General features: G+C 57.1%; 7 protein-coding genes and 1 pseudogene. 4 read left to right on the top strand and 4 right to left on the bottom strand.

The features are described from left to right. The first annotated feature begins 39 nt into the window (after positions 1-39). From ligD to HFO99_RS24150, 4 genes and pseudogenes are all read left to right on the top strand, one after another. Positions 40-1,104 (top strand): non-homologous end-joining DNA ligase, encoded by a 1,065-nt coding sequence (gene ligD, locus HFO99_RS24135; protein WP_222364028.1) that lies wholly within the window; start codon positions 40-42, stop codon positions 1,102-1,104. A 63-nt stretch (positions 1,105-1,167) separates the two neighbouring features. Beyond that, positions 1,168-1,942, top strand: a pseudogene (locus tag HFO99_RS24140) (SOS response-associated peptidase family protein). A gap of 308 nt (positions 1,943-2,250) precedes the next feature. Then, positions 2,251-3,060 (top strand): type IV toxin-antitoxin system AbiEi family antitoxin, encoded by an 810-nt coding sequence (locus HFO99_RS24145; RefSeq protein WP_261323303.1) that lies wholly within the window; start codon positions 2,251-2,253, stop codon positions 3,058-3,060. Beyond that, positions 3,057-4,517, top strand: a complete 1,461-nt coding sequence (locus HFO99_RS24150) for a nucleotidyl transferase AbiEii/AbiGii toxin family protein (protein WP_222364030.1) — start codon at positions 3,057-3,059, stop codon at positions 4,515-4,517. The genes HFO99_RS24145 and HFO99_RS24150 overlap by 4 nt, the downstream gene beginning before the upstream one ends. 301 nt (positions 4,518-4,818) lie before the next feature. Here the strand turns inward: HFO99_RS24150 and HFO99_RS24155 are convergent, their stop codons facing one another. Genes HFO99_RS24155 through HFO99_RS24170 form a run of 4 tightly spaced genes read right to left on the bottom strand, consistent with a single transcriptional unit; the run spans position 4,819 to position 19,548 of the window. After that, complete coding sequence (locus HFO99_RS24155; protein WP_222364032.1) at positions 4,819-5,493, bottom strand: hypothetical protein; 675 nt, start codon at positions 5,491-5,493, stop codon at positions 4,819-4,821. Positions 5,494-5,525: 32 nt separating this feature from the next. Then, a complete protein-coding gene (locus HFO99_RS24160; protein WP_222364033.1) occupies positions 5,526-6,086 on the bottom strand; it encodes a hypothetical protein in 561 nt (186 codons plus the stop codon). Positions 6,087-6,140: 54 nt separating this feature from the next. Then, entirely contained in the window at positions 6,141-12,326 is a 6,186-nt protein-coding gene (locus HFO99_RS24165; protein WP_222364035.1) for a hypothetical protein, read from the bottom strand. Then, positions 12,319-19,548 carry a hypothetical protein gene (locus tag HFO99_RS24170; protein ID WP_222364037.1) on the bottom strand — a complete coding sequence of 2,410 codons (7,230 nt, stop codon included), beginning with the start codon at positions 19,546-19,548 and terminating at the stop codon, positions 12,319-12,321. Before HFO99_RS24170 ends, HFO99_RS24165 begins: the two co-directional genes overlap by 8 nt. Positions 19,549-19,696: the final 148 nt, after the last annotated feature.

The raw sequence follows: 19,696 nt of genomic DNA on the forward strand, positions 1-19,696 counted from the left end.
GCCACAGTGTCTTTAAGATTTTTCTGCTGAACTCCCGGGATGGCGAAACCTCCGAGATCAAAACCCCTCCTTCGCGACACCGAGGCCCCGATCCGTTCCCGGCCTCGAGGCAAGCGCAATCCAGCCCAGCCACAGCTGCTGTTCGATCCGATGCCTGAGCGCGTCGAGCCGGCGCTGGCGCAATTGAAGTCCCGTCCGCCAAAGGGAAACGAGTGGAGCTGGGAACTGAAATGGGATGGCTATCGGCTTGCCGTTCATATCGAGCCGCAGGGGATTCGGATCCTCACGCGTGGCGGCCATGACTGGACGCATCGGTTTCCAGCGATAGAACAGGCAGCCCGAGGGCTCGGGCCGGCAACGATGATCATCGATGGCGAGGCGGTTGTGCTCGACGAAGAGGGCCGGCCGGATTTCGGGCTGCTGCAGCAATCGCTGGGCGCATCCGGCAAACAAGCTGGCAACCGTGCCTCCAACGCCGTCCTCTACGCTTTCGATCTTGTCTACCTTGATGGCCACGATCTGCGCGGTGTCGAATACCGTTCGCGCCGACACCTTCTCGAGGACACGTTAAACGGCCAAAAGAATGACCGGGCCGGCGCCGTCAGGCTATCGGAAACACTTGAAGCCGAACCAACCGTCCTGCTGGAGCACGTCCGCCGCCTCGGCTTGGAAGGCATCGTCGGCAAGCGTCTCGATCAGCCCTATCGCTCGGGCCGGACCGGGGATTGGGTGAAAGTCAAATGCGTCCAGAGCGAGGCCTTCTTCATCGTCGGTTATGAGAGGTCGGCAGCGTCCCCGGCCGGCTTCGGCTCTTTGGTGCTTGCTGCGTATCGTGGGGATGATCTCGTCCAAGTCGGAAGCGTCGGCACCGGATTCAAGGAAGCTGAGGCCATCAGGTTGCGGAAGATGCTGGACACGCTGCGGTGGAAGCGAAAACAGCCGCCCCTGCCCTATTCCGGAAGTGCCGATATTGTCTGGGTCGAGCCGACCCTGATCGCCGAGATCGAGTTTCGCGCCTGGTCGACTGACGGGAAACTACGTCATCCGTCGTACAAGGGCTTGCGAGAACGGCAGGACAATGCGGACGTCTTCCGGCTCGACTAGCGAAAACAGCGCCATCCGCTAGATTGTCCGCCATTCGAGCTCAAGCGGAGTAGATGGCCTGCAATGTGCAACCTGTATCGCATGGAAGACAAGGAGTGGGTTGCCAAAATAGGCCCAGGACGCCGAAAGCCTGATCAATCTGATGCCCGCCTACCAGATGAACCCCGATCAGATGGGGCCGATCGTCCGCAACACCGCCGACGGAAAGAAGCAACTGGTCCATGCGCGCTGGGAACTGCCCTCGCCGCGCTTCGCGCTCGAGAAGGCGGCCAAAGCCAAGGCCGAGAAACTTGCGGCCAAGGGCAAGGCTTTCGATCTCGAAGAGCTGATCCGCATGGAGGCCGACCGCGGCACGACCAACGTGCGCAAGCTCAGTTTTCCGCACTGGAAACGATGGTTTGGCATCGAAAACAGGTGCCTCGTTCCGGTCACCAGCTTCGCTGAGCCAGATCCGGCCAGCCAACAGCAAGGCGGCAACGTGCCGAACGCCTGGTTCGCCCGCGACGAAAGTGACCCGCTGATGTTCTTTGCCGGTCTTCATGTGCCGCAATGGCAGAGTGTCCGAAAGGTCAGGGACGGCCTGACCACCGACGACCTCTATGGCTTCTTGACCACAGATCCCAACGACCTGGTTAAGCCGATCCATGAGAAGGCGATGCCGGTCCTGTTGCTAACGAAGGAAGAGACCGACATTTGGATGCGGGCGCCCTGGGATGAAGCCAAGGATTTGGCCCGCCCGCTACCGGATGACGCGCTGATCATTTCCTCGCGCGAGCCGTACGGGTCGACGATTGTCTCGAAATCCGGAGAGCTGGTGGAACAGGGCAGTCTGCTTTGACGCCTGAATTCAGAGCTTGAATGTATCGGAGAAACGAAAAGGCCTGCCGCGGGAGGAGGTGCGGCAGGCTTTTCGAAAGAATTGAACAACGGCTGGGAGGAGGAGTGCCGCTGTTCCGTCAGGCTCCCATTGGGAGGAGAAATGGGTCGCCTGAAACACGAAGCTTTGCGGGGGAGGTGCTTCATCCGGCTGTTACTCTATATGTTACAATTCACCTTTCCCGTTAATATTCGACAATAAGATAATAACAATGGAATCCGGTCATTACCATGTTTGACGTAATTCGCATTTTTTGCTAACTGTCGGGCATGGAACAAAACAGCTTCCGTCTTCCCAAAGGTCGCGCGCAGTTGGTTCGCGTGCTATCCGCAGCCGGCGACGTGATTCACGTCGATGACTTGGTGACCAGTCTTCAACTCGACCGCACCGCTGCCGCGCAACGCCTTTCGCGCTGGACCGAGCAGGGGTGGCTGAGACGCGTGGGCCGGGGCGCCTATGTCGCAGCGTCAATTGATACGATGGGGTCCGACCTCGTCCTTGACGATCCCTGGATTCTCGTCCCCGCGCTCTTTGCGCCAGCTTACATTGGCGGACGCACGGCGGCCGAGCATTGGGATCTCACCGAGCAAATCTTCAAGGATATCGTCGTGATGACGGCACAGGCCGTGCGCCAGAAGCGCCAGGAGCGGCACGGTGCGCTGTTTTCGTTGAAGCACATCGACGAGCAAAAGCTATTTGGCACGAAGACCGTCTGGCGCCATCAGACGCGTGTGCCTGTATCCGACATGCACCGCACGATGGTCGACATGCTAGATGACCCAGCGATCGGCGGTGGCATACAGCACGTAGCCGACTGCCTTGCCAACTATCTGCGCCGCAGCGATCGCGACGACGAGAAGCTAATCAAGTACGCGTTGCAGCTCGCCAATGGCGCCGTTTTCAAGCGCCTTGGGTTTCTGGCCGAGGGCTTGCCCGAAGGTGCTGAGCTCGCTCACCGTTGCGAGCATCATCTCAGCGGTGGCCATGCGAAGCTCGACCCTGCGCAGGAGGGGCAGCGCGTCGTAAGCAAGTGGCGGCTCCGCGTGCCTCAACGCTGGGCTCGTGAGGCAACGATATGATCGAAAAGCGTGAGATTCTCTCCATCGCCCAACAGACATCCCTCACGCCGCACGTCGTTGAGAAGGACTATGTTCTCGGCTGGATGCTTGCGGGCATCTATGGCCACGAGGACCTCGCGGAGAATTGGGTGTTCAAAGGTGGCACCTGCCTGAAGAAATGTTTCTTCGAGACTTACCGCTTTTCCGAGGACCTTGATTTCACGCTCATCAAGCCGGAGCATCTCGACGTCGACTTTTTAAAGGACGTATTTTCTGAAATTGGTGAGTGGATTTATGAACAGACCGGGATCGAGATTCCAGCCGACAAGCAGGAGTTCGAGATTTATCAGAACCCGCGCGGACAAATCTCGTGCCAGGGCAAGATCAGCTATAAGGGCCCTGTCTCATCGACCCACGCTCTTCCGCGCGTCAAACTCGATCTGACAGCCGACGAAAGCGTCGTTTTACCGCCCGTTCGCGCGCAGATTTTTCACCCGTACACCGACGTGCCGGAAGATGGTATCCACGTCGTGGCCTACGACTACATCGAGGCTTTCGCTGAAAAGTTCCGAGCGCTGGCCGAGCGGACGCGCCCACGTGACCTGTATGACGTGGTGAACCTCTACCGAAACGGTGAGGCTCGCCCGGAACCCCAACGATTCATGGAGGTGCTGCGCGCTAAATGCGAGTTCAAGGGCATCGGTATTCCAAGCATAGCTGACCTTGAGCCTCATCGTGCGGACCTCGAGGCAGGCTGGATCCACATGCTAGAGCACCAGCTTCCTGCGCTCCTGCCTGTGGAGACGTTCTGGGATGCGCTCCCAGAAATCTTCGCCTGGCTCCAAGGCGCCGTCCCGCGGCCGCTCGCGGCGATGCCTATCGGCGCCGGTGACGCACTCATTCGCGAACGCATCATCGGCCTGCCCGCTGGCGGCCGAGGTCAGAACTACATTGAGGTGATCCGCTTCGCCGCTGCTAACCGGCTCCTTGTGGAAATCGACTACCGCGATAAGCAAGGCAACCGCTCCACGCGCGCAATCGAAGCCTACTCCTTCCGGCGCTCGCAGGCGGGACATGTACTCCTCATGGCTGTGCGCGCGGATAACGGACAATCGCGCAGCTACTTCGTCAATAGCATCCTTGACGTCAGATCCACCCAGACGCCATTCTCCCCGCGTTACCCCATTGAGCTCACACCCTCCGGACCTCACAGCATCCCGCAGACGACGAGTTCGGGCTCTGGAGGCGGCTTCGGCGTGCGTCATACGCCAGTCATCCGGCGTTCGCCTGTCCGAAAGTCGACACGTAGCGCGAGCTTCGCAGGTTCAAACGGTCCAACCTACGTCTTCAAGTGCTCCGTCTGCGGAAAAACTTTCAGTAAGAAGAGCTACGATGCGACACTGAACAAACACAAGAACAGCCGGACGGGCTACGAATGCTACGGCACGTTCGGAACGTACGTGAGAACAAAATACTAGTGTCCGCCATACCAAAGTCACAGTGAACGCCTTGTCGTCCAGAAGCGTGGCACAATGTTGGTGAGGTTGTTTTTTCTCGCCCCGCCCCGTGCGCCTGATCAAACGGCTTATCGGCCTCAAGCGCGGTTCTGCCAAGTCGAGTGGCGGACCCAAATCGGCGTGCGTCCGAAATGGCGATCGCCCCAATCGGACCCGCGACGTCCTCATGCCGGATTGCCGAGACCACTACTGAATGAGATTCCGAAACGGCCGCAAACATCGATAGCGTGATGCCCTTAGAACACTCAAATGCCACAAGGTCTCACTTCGTCACAGAGACGTGTATGTGGGCGCTATCCTCAAAATACACCCAGTCCAATCCCGCTTCCACGGCCAGCCTGCCTAGCCTGCCGAGCTTGGCCCCGTCGACAGGGTATGTTGTTATGTCCGCCGCTCTGCCCTCGTAGTGCAGAGATTCTCCTGAGTGTTCGTTGTCTTCATCCCATGCTTCGGTGACACGCAATTTCACGCCGGCCCATTGCGAGCTTACACTTTCCGCCAATGCATCAAGGCCAGTCTTCAGACGACCGGACATCATTCTGTCTGCGCCAGTCCCCTCTTCGTCCTTGAAGATGATCTTTGTGTTTATGTTGCTGACGAGGTCGTTGAATTCGGGATCCGTCCTCTTAATTCTGCCAGCAATAGCTCCGGATACAGTGCCTTCACTCTGGTTTGGGACTTTCTGATACAGCGCCAAATCGTCAGACGCGAGAGCTTCGAAGTCCTCAGAGGCGAGGTCGACGGTCATCGACGAGATCGTCGTCGAACTGTCATATCTCATCTGCAGCCGCGTAACGGGAAGACCGGAGCCTTTGATTGCCGCCAGCGCGTCGGCGAACGAGCGGACTTGAATATTGCCGATCCTCGGCATCGCCGCTGCAAGTGGATCGCCAAACTCTGACAGGGCTCTTGTCAATCTCGCCCTGTAGTCAGCCACCCCCCCGCCGTTATAGGCGACCGCGCCCCGGATCAGCCGCTCGCGGGAAAGGTCGCCGCAGCATAGCTGCTGTCTCGGGCTGTCGAGTTTATGCGATGGATAAGATAGAGCGCTCCCCACAGATAGCTGTGCGCGGGGCTGAAGCCAGCGTCCTTATGGCCGTCACGAACGACGGTCAGCAGGTCTCGTTTCGCAGCCGGGGGAAAATTAGCGTCCTGCTCCGCAGCGTCGCCAATTTCATTTGCCCAATAGGCTTGTGCTCCTGCTCCTCTGACGAACCGATCACCATTTCCCAATTGACCGGTGAGCTCACGCCACCACGTATCTCTCGGATTCCCGCATTGTATCGGATCGCGCGCCGGCTGATTTCTGCCCGTCGTGCCGTGACGGCTCTCCACAATGGACACTGCCCGCAATATGGCAAGCAGTCGGTTCGTCGCCTCTTCGTCTAGCGGCTCATCATTGTTCGCTCCCATTCTGCACCGAAGAAACGATATGACGAAATCGAGAGAAGCCTTGGCCATGGGCTCCTGTATGCTCCAGAGGTCAGCCTCTGTTTTCGCAGCCAACGTTGGCTTGGAACCACGTGCCATGTCCTGTGCTCCCCTCTAGAATTCCCGGCAGACCAACTTCCAGCAATCTGCGGCTCAACCCTCGGCCACGATCGGAGACGATACTGAGATAATGCGCGCTTGAGCTTCAACCATCCCACCGAGGCTTCGAACGGAAATGGCTTCGGCCGCCTCTGTTTCACTGCCGGTGAAAAACCAATCAAAGGTGAACGACGTGCCCTCGGGAGATGTTGCTCGCGGCAAGGTCAGCAGTGACATATCTGCCCAAAACTCTGTGTTTGCCGAGATGCCGGAAATGCTGTCGATCACCACATCGATTGAAGCGCAATTGAATACAGAGAACGCAACGTCCGTGATCGGATTGGCACGAATTGTGCGTGTCTCACCACCACCGTAAATCACTGTCGCTGTGACGGCTGCATTGCGCGCCACGTTAGGTTCGCCTCCAATGACCTCAAGGACGATGCCGCGCACGGGCGTCGCCATGCCGGTGGGAAGTGCGACGGAATATTGGCCGGCTGGGGGTGCGCTGGCTCCCGATTTCACGGGTTTTGGAGCCAATGAAAACGAGATCGAGGTGATCCTCTTGTTCCCTTCAGTCCCTGCGAGCGGGCGCAAGAACAGGCTCAAACCGATCGGCGCTTGAGCCAAGTTGTTTGTAAATTTCGTCCCCAGCAATGAAAAGAGATCGAAGTGGGCCGATTTGAAGTGGTCCAACCCGGTAACTCCGTTCGCGAGATTCCAGCACACTGGCACAGCCGGAGTTTCAAACTCCACGACGCGAATTGAGCCGTCTCCTGATGAGATAGGGACTTTATCGCCTAACAGCCTTTGAGCGCCTGCGTAGACCTCCACCAATCTGCCCGCGCTCTGCACGTTCAATGACTTGACGACTGCGAGATGTCGATGAACGTAAAGCGGATTGGGAGCCGTGTTGAGAGACGCCTCCAGCGCGAGCGCCTTTGCGTCGTTTTTTGTTGCGAAACGATAGGCGCCATTGATTTCCTTGATCGTGACGGCGCTGACCGGATGTCGCGACAACGTTGTATCATCGGCCTCATCAAAAGAACTCAGCAGCTCGAAGTTCCGGCCGGTTCTTGTCCAATTCATCGATGTCGTGGGACTAGCGGAGGTTCGATGGACCTTCGTCTTGCCATCGAACTCCAGTGTCTTCGCATCCGCCGGAAGGGCCCACTCAACTGTAGCAAGCATGATTGGACTGTTGCCTCCGAGATATCCATCTTGCGTTGGCAGCCCGAAGACTGAGATTGAGGCTCGGCCTGCCTCGAGCGGCAAGTATTGCAGTGCCAACCCCCCGACGGCGCTCCTGGATGCTTTGCAAACTGGAACGAGGTGGCCGACATTCTCGCCGCCGCTATACAGGAGCTCCGGATTGAAGTTCACGGCGAAACTGTCGTCCACGATCGAGATTTCGCACACCGGGATTTGAGAGCAGGTCAACGTCTGCGGCTCGTCGAGTTCTATCCACCACGGTTCTGAGCACGACGGCTTGTTTGGGACCGCATCATGTTCAACAACCCACCGATGATCGAGATATCGGCGCAAGGCGACGCTTAGGAAGTGCTCCTCAAGGTCTATCGGAGCGGCTCCTTTGCCAAGGTAAACGGGAGAAAGTACCAACGCTGTGTTCGCAAAAGACGGTGCTCTCACAGATACCGTGTCGAAGGTGAGACCGATTGGACCCTCGTTGACGAGCGACATTGCAAGCGCTGCTTCTAGATCAAGAGGGAAATAGGTTAGCCGCGGGTCTGGCCCAATTTCCTTGCGTGAGTCTTTCAGACCCACTTTTTTCTTCGCCATCTCGTATCCGAACCCGGTTTTGATCTCCGCCCCGATCCGGTCAGCCAACCCGCCGTGGAAGAAGGGCGCCTCGTCCAGCATAGCCATGATCGGTGGGGTCGTTGCACCCAATGAAGGGCTGCCTTCGGGGTCCTGCGTCAACGGCATGAGCGCGCGAAGCCGCGATCGCGTCAGTTGCAGCCGCGTTTGATCAGCAAGCATTGCAACATGCGTCCAGGTCGTAAACTTCCTGTCGTCTTCCGCCTTTTCCCACGCCGGCACTTCAGAAGTCTCTCCAAGCCGCAAGGCTCCAGCATAACGCGAACGCACGATAAGCCTGTGTCTGAAAAGCGTTGCCGAAGACTTTTCCCACGGAAAGGCCTGTAAACGCGTTTCTTTCGGAAATGCGTTCAAGCGGCTTGTCTGAACGTCGGCATCTTCATCGTCGCGATCGAAAAACGCCTCGTTGACAAAGGGACCGAGGCCCAAAAGATCATTTGCCAGCGCGACGGCGGGTGTAGTGACAGGTGCCGCCCTTCCGACTTTCGGATCGAACCACGAATAGATTGGACGACCGGTATGGCGCCAACGTTGGGTTTGAATATCAATGCTTCCCAACTGCCGCCATCGCCATCCGTTGATATGTTGCAATATGTATTCTGGCCTGACGGAAAGGTCATAGCGGCGCTCTTTGCCCGCATCGAGAACTTCCGTAGCAGCGACTACGAGGTCCGCCCACTCGTTCTTCGGAGCTGCGAAGACTGATAGCCAAGGCGCGTCATTTTTGGCGACCGGTGCCGCCAGTACGCCGAGCATGCTTTCAATGATCAATCGTGCGCCATCCATGACGAAATACTCAACACCATCAATCATGCGCTTCTCGGTTGCAAGCTCTTGGATACGCTCGTCAAACATCAATGCGTTTGCCACCGAAAGAAGTGGCCGTACACTCAACTGCGCAACGAGGCCGCGCGGAACGTTGACCTCGAGTGTCCATTCCGGCTCAACTCTAGGGTATGGCGCCGTCTGCGGGGTTCTCGCGGGGTCCGAGACCGTTAACGTGGTTCCGGTCGACGATATCGTGAGCGCGGCAGAGTGATGTTTTGCAAGGTTTGCAAGCGACGTGACAAGCATCTTGAGGTTATTGATGTCGGGAAGCGGGCGTTTGTAGATTTCATCAAGAACGATGACACGTGCTGTTCCCTGATAACCAACTACCATGTCCGGCGGTTTTTTGCTTAGCCCATCCAGTGGGACCAACTCAACGAGAACCTTTTCGATCGCAGGATCAGGGAGAGCATCTATTAATTTCGACAACCGATCATCGATCGTGCGAGCCAGCGAACCCGCCAGCAAAGCCTTTCGAGCGTTTTCGAATTTCGCTTTCGTCCCTGCGTCGGGAGTCGTTGCGAACCTAGGATTATTGTACCAGCGGTCAAAATCCTCATACGTAACTTTAGGAAAGACGATCTCAGCCCTGACAGCTTTTTCATACTGAGGCAGCCACTCGCTGCCCGTCGGCGCGACAAGAACGAGATTGCCCGTTGGTGGTCGAGCCGCAGAGTTTGCCGAACGGAAGCCACCCGATTGATCACGCATGCTAAGAGAAACGGTCGAGTTGGCATTCCCTTTCACGGCAATTCGTAACCAGCACGAGGGATTATCCACATCTTTGGGCGCCGCAACTGATTTTGGATTTCCGACGACGATCGCTCCATCCGGTCCCATTGCCGAAACCTGCCATCCTTCCTTCTCGCCGACAAAATTTATGCTCAGCGACCCGTCTTCGAACGCGGCCCCGATGTCGAACACCCACATCGAGGCGGCAGTAACGCCTGGCTTTGGATTGGGCTGAAGGAATAGTTCGACAGTCAGCTTCCCGGCTCCACCCCACCACATGAGATTAGTGAGTTCGACCGAAGCGCTTACACCCTCGGCGGGGAGGGTAAACGCACCCGTTCCCTCGGCGTTTCTCAGAACGTCAAGACAAGCGGGGGTACCGTTAACGCCTGTAAGGCCGACCTTCGGAAAGTCCCCGAACAATGGGTATACCCTGTCGATATTAACGCCAATTCGTGGCGCGGTCCCATCGGTTTTCTCGTTCAGTAGCGTGCGCCCGATGGAGGTCGTCCGCAGATACGACTGATCCTGGATGAACTCAGCGCCGATTGAGTGCGGATCGATCGTGTGAACCGGTTTCCACCGGGAATCTTTATCCTTCTGCAACGTCTTGGGCAGTGCGCCGGAGCTCGTCACCACATGTGCGGCGACCCGATACGCCATGCCGTAAGCGAGCGGCGCCAATGCGTCCATCGTGCCGAGCTGGCCTTTGGTCGGCGCGTCGACCGTGTAAAACGGATAAGAAACCGTAGATGGCTCCTCCTGGGGCATTGAGAATTCAGACATTACATTGGACGAGAATGGGGACCCGTTAAATTCCAGGAACAGTTGTCGCTGCCCATCGGCATTCACGAACTGGAGCGGATGAATGGTCGGTTCGTCCACATCAATTGCGCTGCCAACGACCTCGAGATGGGCAAGATTGGCGTAGGCCCACGGCCGATCTTCACGCTTGATCAACACTGAAACGCCATTGAAGCGCTCCGCGAAGTTATTCAGATCCGTCGTATCGGCATCAACGCTGATCTGGATAGGCAACGCCCTTGGGGCGTGATCTGGTATAAAGCGCGCGAGTTGGTTGGCCGGCAGCATCGAAGCGAGCACGTCGTTATAGAGACGCTTCATCTCCTTCTGGACGACAATGATGTCTGTGGTATTCAACGCCTTGGTCGCATAGACCGGGCAACTAGAGGAGATGGCGGAAAATGCTCCAACACCATCTTTCGTCAGACGTTGGGCGAACCAATTTGCTTCCCTGATTGCCTCAAGAAGAAGAGCGTGACCCCATTGCGAGGATGGGAGGCCGAGTGTTTCCCCCTTCAGCTTGACCTCGCGGACCAACGCCATCTCGTAGACTGTTGCCTGGGCATGGTGCGCGGCGTCGAGACCGTTCAACGATGTTGCGAGAAAGCTGTTAAATGCTTCCATGGCAGCATGCCAATCGGGCTCCGTTCCGACGCTGAATTTTGCGAACAGACTGCTCGCGTTGATTCCCGCGACCTCGAAAAGGGTGGAAAGAAGCTGTTCGATGCCCACTTCCGAGTGCATCTTCGTCGCGAGATCTCCGAGTTCGGAGCACAGTTGTCGGTCAAGTGCGGCAGGGTCATCGCTATTTTCGCCAAAACGCCGGCGAACAGGATCTAGATCCGCTTCTATTCCACCGGCAGGACCGGGTGTGACGTATTGGTCCATGAGCTTGGAAAGGAGTGTGTTGTTTGCTGCGATTTTGAAAACGTTGCGTAAGCGCGAAACGATCTCTTTTCGTTCCGCGTCACTGTTTTCTTTTGGCGTTGCCGTGAGATGGTCGTCAAGGCGTTCCCGGACAAACTTCTTTATTTCGACCGGATCTGCTTCTGGAACACGTTTTAGGATTTCGCCAACCAACGCGGAAACGAAAGGCCCTTCTGGGCTTCCGGGCGGCATTTTGAGACTGACGAGTAGCGGATCAAGCAAGGTGGCTAGTCCGTTCATGGCCCGCCAGATAAGACGCCTTACCTGACCCGTTTGGAGCCGCCCGTCGCTCAACGAGCGCCATTCCAAAGCCTGCAGCGGCGTAAATGGCCAAAACAGTGATCCCGTCTTGTTGCGCACCTGTTCGAACGTGCTGTGCAGAAGCGCTGCTTCCTTGTTGATGCGCAGAAAGCCAACCTCCTCGTCGACAAGACTTGTTGGATCGAGCTTCGGTTCGGCCGTCGGCAACGTTCTGCAAACGATCAAGGATCCAGCAGGAAGGCCCGCGTCATAGGTGATGTCGAGCTCCCTGCCCTCGGGGTTTTGCACTGACGCCTTTTGGATAGTAGACGGCGCGCTCATCCCGTTAAAAAAGGGCAAGATAACCAGACCGCTAAAATCGAACGCGGCCGCGGCTTTCAGTTCCACGTAGCGGACGAGGCCCGCATCCTGCGGGAGCGGAGCGACCCACAAGGCGGCGCTTGAGAGAACGTTGGACGCATCCAGTTGATCGGCGGTATAAACGCTTCCAACGGTCGGGTCAGTCCCGATCCACCGGCCGCCATTGATGCCCGGGCCGTCCACCTGCAAGCCAATCCAGGCTACAATTTCGTCAACGCGATCGGCCAACGGCGTCCCGAACGGCGAAAGGACCAGATCGGCTGCGTCAACCAGCGCTAGATCGCTGCTGCTATCAGTACGATAGACGCTGAACGTCGCTGTCGGGAGAGCCTTGAGGAATGACCTGAAGCGCGGCCTTGGAGCGTTACCTTCGAGCACATCGAAGTTCAAATGCACCATCAGCGCCCTCAAGGAGTCCGGTGGCACAACAGGGCGGTCGTAGGTAGCTTTCGGTTCGAAAGCTACCGTGCAATAGACGCGATCATACATGACGTGCCCCTATGATTTCCTCGGCCTTTGTTTTTGCTGCGGCAAGTTTCGGGTCGTCGATCGTCGCGTTTGTGTCAACGGACGTGACGGTTTGCGCCTTACCGCCGCGCAGCGTGTATTTGGCGTTTGCACGGGCGGACAGAGTGAAGAAACGGGAGATGCGGATGCTCACGGTCAACGTTCCTGCCGCATCGATCTGACCAGTGTCGCGGTAGGACAACCTGAGGAGCAGGCCCATGTACACAGTTACGATGCCGGCTACGCTAACGTTGCCGGCGACTAACAGGACAAGCGAAACTGTCAATCCGCCGCCCGACGTGCCGATCAGTTTGCGATAGGCGAGCGCGACACTCAATGTTATGTAGACTTGGCCGCTGACGGGACCAAAGGCGAATCCAAGTGAGGCCGATCCGCCCGCTGCCGCCTCGACAACGACCATCAGTTCATCGCGGAACGGCCGGTATTCAGTATCAACGCTGACATAGCCTGTCCCGCCAAGAATGAAGAGCGAGAACAAGAACGGCATCTCCGGCTTGCTCAGCGAAAATCTGTCCGAAATGACAAAGTCTGGAAAAGCGATCAGCGAGAAGTTATTGGAAATGGAGATGTTGCTGACGCCGCTTGTTGCGTACATCAGGCTGACAGGCGGCATGGAAAATTCGTGCTCTACGCCGACCGGAACGCCATTCTGCTTGATGATTTTCATGCCCCCGAGTTCGCTCGGAAACAGGCTGCCCAGTGTGTCCTGGATGAACTGAAAGGCGGGGTTCAATCTGATCCCCTTCGGATCGAAGTCCACCTTCAAACCGGAAGCCTTGTCATAGTGTATGGCGACCCGGCGCATCGTGACCATCGTCTGTCCACCGACAACGGCCTCGATGTCTGTGACCAGCACAGCGCTGCCGGTCTGTTCGACCTTGTCTGTGTCTTTGGAAGCGTCAAGCCTTACCTCGGCAATGAAGTCGGTATCGACAAAATCAAGCTGGAACGGACCGATCGAGAAAAGCGATTTCCGACCCTTCATCGGGGCGTTGATATCGATCTGAACCCACGCGCGAAATAGCTTCTTGTCGAAGTCGTGGGTGATCTTGATAGCGTCTTTGACGCCATCGGGCACGCGGTACCCCTTGAAGAGCATATCCAGCTTGAGGCCGCCGAAATTTCGGAAAATCCGACCAATGTCATAGTTCGTGAGGTCAAACGGGACGAGCCCATCGCCTATCTGCTTGAATGGTATGCTAAGGCCGAGCGCCTTTAGTTCATCTCCAAGCTTGCCGAACCAGGCTTCCGCCTTGGTCGTGTCAATGATCTTGTTGACATCGTTATAATAGTAGGCGAGACGCTCGCGTGCGAAATCAAGGTTCGGCATGGCAGGCGCCGACGCTGCCGCCGCGTAAAGGCGCAGGATCTTGTTAGGCGCAGACCCCATGTCGCCGTTGTCGAATTCGCCGATTGCCTCACTGACCCGGTCAACATAAGCATTGGCGCCGGACAATGAGTCTGCAAGGTCGTTACCAATTTTTCGCACATCGATATCGATCGTCCTGGCGAGATCTTTCAGTTGGTCGATGGTCTGATCGACGCCTAACTTGCCAATCAGTGCGTCTATCTGGCTTTTGACGGCATCTTCCGCATTCTCTAGAAGGTGCTCCACCGTCTCGATCGCTCCGCCGACCGCGCGGCAAGCCGCCTTTATCGCGTCAATGCCTCCAATCGCATCGTTGGAGAGCCCGTTGAAGTGATCTTCGATCAGGGCACTGAGGTTTCTTAACCGCGTCCGCAGCTCAGTCTGGAATGCCAGATCCACAGGGTCCGGTATGGTGATGTTACTCAATGCGGATCTCGCCGCCGGTTCAACGATGTTTGTGACAATCAGGTCGAAGGCCTTGTCGGCGCCTATCTCGGCAGTGATCCCTTGGAGCTTTTCATCGACCCACGCTCCCGCGCGATCAATGTCGTCGAATATCCCACTCACGTCGTTCTGAAGGTCGCTTAGCGCTTTATCCATCCGCGCCAGCGTGGCCTCGACCAAGCCATCCGCGACGCGGCGAACGTCCTCGGCGTAGGACACGACGCTTGACGGCAATTCGAACGGCGCCTGCAAAGCGATCTTGATTTCCTGACAAATAGCCTGCAGATCGGCATCCGCAATGCCATCGAGCTCATGAATGGAACTGGTCAATGCGGCGGCTGCGTCCGTGACTAGAGCGGTACCGAGTTGAACAATTTCGTTCAACGCCTGTTCCAGTGCCGCGTTCCCCTGCCCCAAAATCGTCCCAAGGGCGTCGCAGCGGCTTTCGATTGTGCTGACTGCCTGGTTGAAGCGCGTCACGCGCGCTTTTATGCCATCAAAGAGGGCCTTGTAGGTACCGAATTGAACGATGGCATCGTCGAGCTTTGCTTGAGCCTGTTCAGCCAGTTGGTGGATTTTCAGTTTTTGGATCTGATACTTAATTGACTGAAGGTAGGCCTTTGCCGCAGTCTCGACGCCTCCCAGCGTTGCTGTGATCGAGGATTGGCCTTCCGTTATTCCGGCGACTGCGAATGCGGCGTCTGAAGCGATCTGCTGGGCGACTTGATCAAGTTCCACGGCAAGTCGATGCTGGATCTCAAATACAGTTGCCTCGAGATCACCGGCAATGCCTTGCTGGACGTTTCGGATTTTCTGCTGGAATTCCAACAGCCGCTGAGAAGACCACGGTTTGCTTTGGTCATAGCTTGCGCGCACCGCGTTTAACTCGCGCGCGGCGCGTTGCAAGATGCCGGTGATCTCACTTTCAAGATCACGGGCGATCTGACGTGCTGCAGCAACACTGCTGCCCGCGCTGGTTACGTCTTTGACCGTTTCCGTCAGGATCGGTTTCAGCTCGTTACCAATGAGCGTCGTGACCTTCTGGACGAGCAGGTCGACCGTCGTTGTGCTGCCGATAGCAACGATCTCGGTATCGTCGTAAGCCTCCCATGATCGTATTTCTTCAAGTATCAGAAGCTGCTTGCGACGAAGGGAACCGACGAAATCGTCAATGAGTTTGTCGCAGCGGGATACGTGACTACGCCCTCTCGCTTGCAGTGACTTGACTGAATCCCAATAGGATTTCAGCTGAACGACACATGCATTGAGTTTTGGGTCCTGCTGCAACAGTGGCTTCGTATCGGTAAGGCCCTGCCACAGAAGCTGCGCCGAGCCCTTTATGTCGCCATCCTTTGCAACCGCATCCAAAAAGCCGAAAAGCGCCGTGTCCAACCCCTTCAGTTCCGCCGGCCCTTCGCCGGCTTTGCGCCAATGCTTGAGTTGCGCAGACGGGTGTGGCGGTTGAAGGAGGTTGGCCTGCTTCAACGCCTCTGCAATCGCGTTGGTGTCTTCCGGCGGTCGCGGCCGCATAAACGTGATCGACTGAAGCCCGGCGTAGAGCGGCTTTGCGCTGCGTCCTGCATTGACCGTCGTCCGGGCGGATGCTGGTGCAAGTCGCCAGGTGAAACGGCGATGGCCGCGCGGTATGCGACGGGCACTAGGCGCACGCGCATCGTCCTCAGGCTCTATATTGCTCTGCCGCTGCTGCTCGTCGGTTGGGACAGGCAATCTTGAATAGTCGATCCCGGCCCTTGGGATCCACTCATCGGTATTATCCCCGGCTTGCGGTGTGGCGTCGGCGAAGAAATAGAGATTGTCGGGCTCGAGGCACTCTTGCGTCGATGTCGGCGCGTCCCCTTCTCCTTCCGCATTGGTTACAAAACCGATATCCGGCCGGGGGTAGACCTGCGGCCGTTCGGCCGCGCTGTGTCTGTTCCAGAGGGGGATCTTCCAGCCAAAATCGCCGGTGTCCTCCGACCATTCGCTGTCGACATTGATCGTTTTCTGGTTGAAGCCAACAGACCTGAGAAACCCGCTGCTCTCAAGTTCTGCGGAAAAATCCGGATAGTTGCGCACGGGCTCAAGCAACTCGATATATTCACTGACCTTGCGCAGTACGGGTCGTCTTGTCCTCTTCCCAAGTCCGCCCTTCGGTGTGAATTGCGCGGTGGGATTGACGGTCCTTTCATAGACGACAACGTGTTTTGCTCTATGCCAAAATATGGCGACACGCCCGATGATCTCGACCTTGTGACGTTGGACAAAGCCGTTTCGCGTTTCCGAAATAATCGCCAGCCGATTATTCAGAAACTCGGCCTTCTGGTCGGCATCGCCGCCGACGGGCGAAAGGGCGACGCGCTCCAGCGAACCACGAGTTGACGTCGGATCGGCAACAAGCGCGTTGAAAAAATTCTTGGCTTCGATCGGCCATAGAGCCCCACCGCTCAAGCCGTACTTGTTATCAAATCGAAGCTTGCCAGCCTCCGGCTCATTGGTCACCTCACCGTCAATGATGGGAGGTCGATGCAGCGCCGTTGAGCGCAGGGCGAACCTTGCACCTCTCTGAAAATATGCCGGTGCGAAGGCCACGTCAGAACCTGGATCGGATGACCAGATTTCGAGCCTCTCCGGTCTGCGTGACAGCGCAAGTTGCAGTGCTGACCAGCGCTGCGATATCTCGTTGTCCAGGCGTGCGGTCGCGTCCCGCACCGGGAGCCGGCCAACCAAGGCCTCAATTTCGGCGATTCGTGCCCGACGAGAGGGTCCCAGTTCATCGCCGGGGTTGATGCTAACACTCAAACCATACAGAAATTCGGCGCGCAACGCCTCCAGGCCAACGCCGACGCCGAGTTCCCCACGCTGGTGAAATAACTCCCGGGTTTCCCATTCCGGCAGGATATACCCGCGCTCGACGTCGCTCGGCCTGATCCAAATTTCGGCAGACGGGGTGAGGCGGAATTCGACCGCCCGGCGACGGACGTCATTTACCGCCAGATCATTGTCCACAGGCCATTCGGCGGGAGGACGTTCCGTACCCTTCGTTGGCGGGTCGAGATCGTAGAGCTCCAAGCGTCTCGGCTTATCCATGGTTTCCCCCGCTGACTGTGGCGGAAACTCGTAATGATAAGTGGGCGCTGTTCGCTTGAGTTGCCATTGTCGGGTGTCGCTGTTATAGGAGGCGACGATCGCGTTGTCCTGCGAGCCCCGGGCTTCCAGCGCTTGCGAACGGAACCTGACAAGCCCGAACGGCTCTTGCGACAACACGACATATTCGTCGGCGTCAACTGTGTTCGCTGTTTGATCAATCAGGTCTGCCTGCAGCCAACGGTCGTCGTCGTCGCTGATCGTCTCCCGGCAATCGAGCAGAAATCGGCTATGATCGTCGCCGACCCTTGGCGAGGTGATCAGCAATGGTTGAGACCGGTTCGTGCGGTCACCCCAAGGAACTGACAAGGCCACCGGTGTCGCACGCGACAGGGGAAGCCGCAGACGCAGATACATGTCTGGAAGTTGAAAGCTGTTGAAATTCGTGCCGACGGGGATCTTGCTTTGGCTCGGCGTTCTCGCCGAAAACCATAGATGGCTCTGGTCGTCGGATGCTTCTTCATCTTTGAAAACCGTTGCACTGACAGACTGCACGGCCATTCCCGCCAAAATGGCCCTGATCGGCCGCGGGTCTCCGTAGCGTTGCCGTTCACTTGGACTTGGTGCCCGCGGAAGAAGGCGTACTTGGCATTTGCGGTCGCCGCTGTGCTTGATGTCGGCCGACATCGTAAGATAGAGGTCCGGCCGATCGACGCCTCCGCGTCTTCCCGTAAGCAACGGCAACCAGGCGACCGCGGAAAGTTTGTAGGGTTCATCCCCATCAGCCTGAAGTTCACCGTCCCACATGGTGAGCCGGTAAGCCGGCTTGAGTACGGGGTCCCGCAGTAGAAAGTCCAGGTTCCCGTTTTTGCTCCGCTTGACGTTGAAATCGGCCGTCAGTGAAAACATTGCCGTCTGCGGCGCATTGATGTCCATGTCGGCTAATGATGAATCGGGCGCAGCCGATTGGTTGCTGTCCAGGCCAAGAATTGCCAGTCGCATGCCGCGTATTGCGTTCTGCAAGAGATCCGCGACGCTCCTCCTGGTCTGTTCTGGTTCATGCCAGGGAGAGGCGAAATTGCTCGTCAGACCAAGTCGTGCTGTCAAGACATGTTGGGCGGGCATGCCGCCTTTTACGACCGACCAGATCTCGTCGTCGGAAATCGAGTAGCTGTGCTCGATCTCGATCGGAAACTCTCGATCGCCAACGTCAAGCCATTGGTCCAAAAGCGCAGATACCGCGAGATGGAGCCGTCCTGAGATCTTTGCGACATCGCCCTGTTGCCAATTTTCGCTGCCGCTTGCCGCAACACTCAGGCGGTAGAATATCTTCGTTTTGTCTGCATCCTTCTTGCCGAACCGGATGCTGAAACGGTGGGCGCCTGACGTCGTCGGCGCCGTAAGGCTGCCCGTTGTCGTAAACCCGAGCGGACGCAAGACCCTTTGTGCTATCAACGTGGCATCGCGCAGCCACAGCGAATTGGGGACAGCGATACAGCCGTTGCTTTGCCCCCTCGAGAAACCAAACCTGCCGAGGGATGATCCGCTTCCGACGGGCGTGGATGGTCGGCCGACCAGAAGGGTGCCAATCGTGACCGGACTATCAGTGGGTCTATCAATTTTGGTGGCATAAGTCGCCGCGAACGGGAATGCATCGGTAGGCGCGTTCGCGGTTCCGAATTGAGGCGTGATCGTCGGAAGTGCAAGATTGAAGCGATAAGCCGAACTATGCGTGTTTGCGTCGGGGTCGGGCTGGCCTATAATAAGCTCGCTGTAATAACGAGAGCCACCTTTAGCGAACTTGCGCGACAAAAGGAGGCGCTGGTCTACGGCCGGCAACTTATCACCAGTGGCGTCGTTCCTGCTGTTGATCCTGAACTGGTCAAAGATCAAGCCGCCACGGAAAAGAAGCCGTCGACCCCAGGTCAAGTCGTCCGAATGCTGTGGCGGGTCGAGCCTCAACAAAACAGATTTGCTCGGATCGATGAACCTCTTCTTGAGGACTTCTTTGGTCAGGGTTTGTATGCGGTCGATCTTGGACAGGTCGGCATCGATGGGCTTCCAGGAAACGTTGTCGTCAAATTCGCTTCTTGGCGTCCAGCGCAGATAGGCAGACAGAGGCATCGTTTTCCTGTCGCTATCTTCGTAGAAAAGATCGACCACGCCAAATTCTCGGGCCGTATCTTCATCTTCGTCATTTGTCGAGTCATATTTCCCGCTTGTCGGCGGCCATTGAAACCGGCCGAAGAGTCGAAATGCCAAGTACCGTCTTGCGTTGGGCGCCATGGCGTCCTCTCCCCCGCAACTGACCCAGAATACTTAACCTGCTCGTAAATCGCGTCAGAAGCCGCAGACGTGTTGGTCCGCAAAAGCAACGCTTGCGGAGGACGTTCGACCAGATGACGGGAGACGCAATTTGTATGCAACCGAGACA

This window comes from Rhizobium leguminosarum (assembly GCF_019798305.1).
Classification (GTDB): Bacteria; Pseudomonadota; Alphaproteobacteria; order Rhizobiales; family Rhizobiaceae; genus Rhizobium; species Rhizobium leguminosarum_U.

Excerpts from the sequence above, each read along its gene's own strand:
- ligD (WP_222364028.1), top strand. The coding sequence starts at position 40 with ATGGCGAAACCTCCGAGATCAAAACCCCTCCTTCGCGACACCGAGGCC.
- HFO99_RS24145 (WP_261323303.1), top strand. The coding sequence starts at position 2,251 with ATGGAACAAAACAGCTTCCGTCTTCCCAAAGGTCGCGCGCAGTTGGTT.
- HFO99_RS24150 (WP_222364030.1), top strand. The coding sequence starts at position 3,057 with ATGATCGAAAAGCGTGAGATTCTCTCCATCGCCCAACAGACATCCCTC.
- HFO99_RS24160 (WP_222364033.1), bottom strand. The coding sequence starts at position 6,086 with ATGGCACGTGGTTCCAAGCCAACGTTGGCTGCGAAAACAGAGGCTGAC.
- HFO99_RS24165 (WP_222364035.1), bottom strand. The coding sequence starts at position 12,326 with ATGTATGATCGCGTCTATTGCACGGTAGCTTTCGAACCGAAAGCTACC.
- HFO99_RS24170 (WP_222364037.1), bottom strand. The coding sequence starts at position 19,548 with ATGGCGCCCAACGCAAGACGGTACTTGGCATTTCGACTCTTCGGCCGG.